The organism is Synechococcus sp. OH2 (genome assembly GCF_047462155.1).
In the GTDB taxonomy this organism is placed as follows: domain Bacteria; phylum Cyanobacteriota; class Cyanobacteriia; order Thermostichales; family Thermostichaceae; genus Thermostichus.
Genome location: NZ_JANSIR010000095.1, coordinates 165,511 through 167,106, shown reverse-complemented (window position 1 = coordinate 167,106; position 1,596 = coordinate 165,511). Strand labels below are relative to the sequence as shown.

Sequence of the window (1,596 nt, the reverse complement as noted above, 5' to 3'; positions counted from 1 at the left end):
CCGAACCCAGCCCCGCTCCGGCGGCCAAGCGACCGACGGTGCTCCCTCCCCCTCGACGAGCCGCCTCTGGGCCCGAGCCACCGCAACGGGCCTCTGAATCCGGTCGCCACGACCTTTCGGAGGCGCCCTCCCCCAGCGGCGCTCCTACCTCTCGTCCTGCCGAGGAAAAGGTTTCTGCCCCTCAAGCTGGGCAGCGCCCGCGTCCGCAATTGGTGGGGGCGCCTGTTCGCCCTGGCACTCGTCCCGAGCCACGCCCGCCAGTGGTCAAGAAGGAAGAGAGCTCCGGCAGCGGCAAAGCTGAGGAGGCTCCTCGTCCGCAGCGACGGCTGGAATTGGTAGGGCCTCCTACCCGTCCTGTGGCTAAGCCTGTTCCCCCTGAGCCAGCTGCTTCCCCTCGCTTACCAGAAGGGATCCCTGAGGAACGCCCCACCCCGGTGTTGGCTGAAGCTCCCGTGCGGCCTGCTGCGCCCAAAATCAAGCGCAAGACGGTAGAAGAAGAGGACGAGGAACTGCAAGCCCTCGAACGACGGGCCAGCCGCACTCAGGCCAAGCGCAAACGCAGCCGCAGAAGAGAGGAAGGAGACGGAGACGTTCTGGATTTGGATCCCTTGACCGTCATCTCCGCTGTCAAGCAGGCGGAGCTGAACGCTCTCAAACCCTTGGCGCGCCCCACCGCCAAGCCCCCCTCCTATCGTCCGCCCGCGGCAGCGGCTGCTCCCGCCGCTCGCCCTCGCCCGGCTGCTAACCGCCCCCAGCGGCCATCGGCCTCTGCCGAAGCTAGCGCTCCTGAGGCGGCAGCAGAATCCTTGCCAGAAGAGAAGGTATTGCTCCTGGAGGGCAGCCTCACCGTGCAGGAATTGGCCCGCCGCCCGCGGGTGGCCGAAACCGAGATCATCAAAACCCTCTTCTTCAAAGGGGTGAGGGTGACCATCAACCAGGTTTTGGACGAGTCGCTGGCTGAGTCGGTAGCCAAAGAGTTGGGCTACGAAGTGCGTCGGCCCGAGGCAGAGCCCAAAGCTAAGAAAACCGAGATGCTCGATCTGGAGGACATCGAGCATCTGGTGCCCCGTCCGCCAGTGGTGACCATCATGGGCCACGTGGATCACGGCAAAACCACCCTGCTCGATGCCATCCGCCACACCAATGTGGCCCAGGGCGAGGCGGGCGGGATCACCCAGCGCATCGGCGCCTACCACGTGGACGTGGACTTTGAAGGCCAGAAGCGACGCATTGTTTTCCTGGATACTCCCGGCCACCAGGCTTTTACCGCCATGCGCGCCCGCGGTGCCCGCGTCACCGACATTGCCGTTTTGGTGGTGGCTGCCGATGACGGGGTGCAGCCGCAGACGCTGGAGGCCCTCAGCCACGCTCGGGCGGCCCAGGTTCCGATCATCGTGGCCATCAACAAGATCGACAAGCCCGGCAGCCAGCCGGAGCGCATCAAGCAGCAGTTGGCGGAGCACGGGTTGTTGCCGGAGGAGTGGGGTGGCGACACGCCCATGGTAGAGGTCAGCGCCCTTACCCGCCGCAACCTAGACGCGCTGCTGGAGATGATCCTGTTGGTGGCGGATGTGGCCGAGCTGCAGGCCAACCCCA

At 65.8% G+C, this 1,596-nt stretch carries 1 protein-coding gene; it reads left to right on the top strand.

The window, feature by feature from the left end; genetic code table 11:
* The coding region (locus NW835_RS09270) for a translation initiation factor IF-2 N-terminal domain-containing protein (protein ID WP_414415166.1) at positions 1–1,596 on the top strand (1,596 nt) is incomplete at both ends.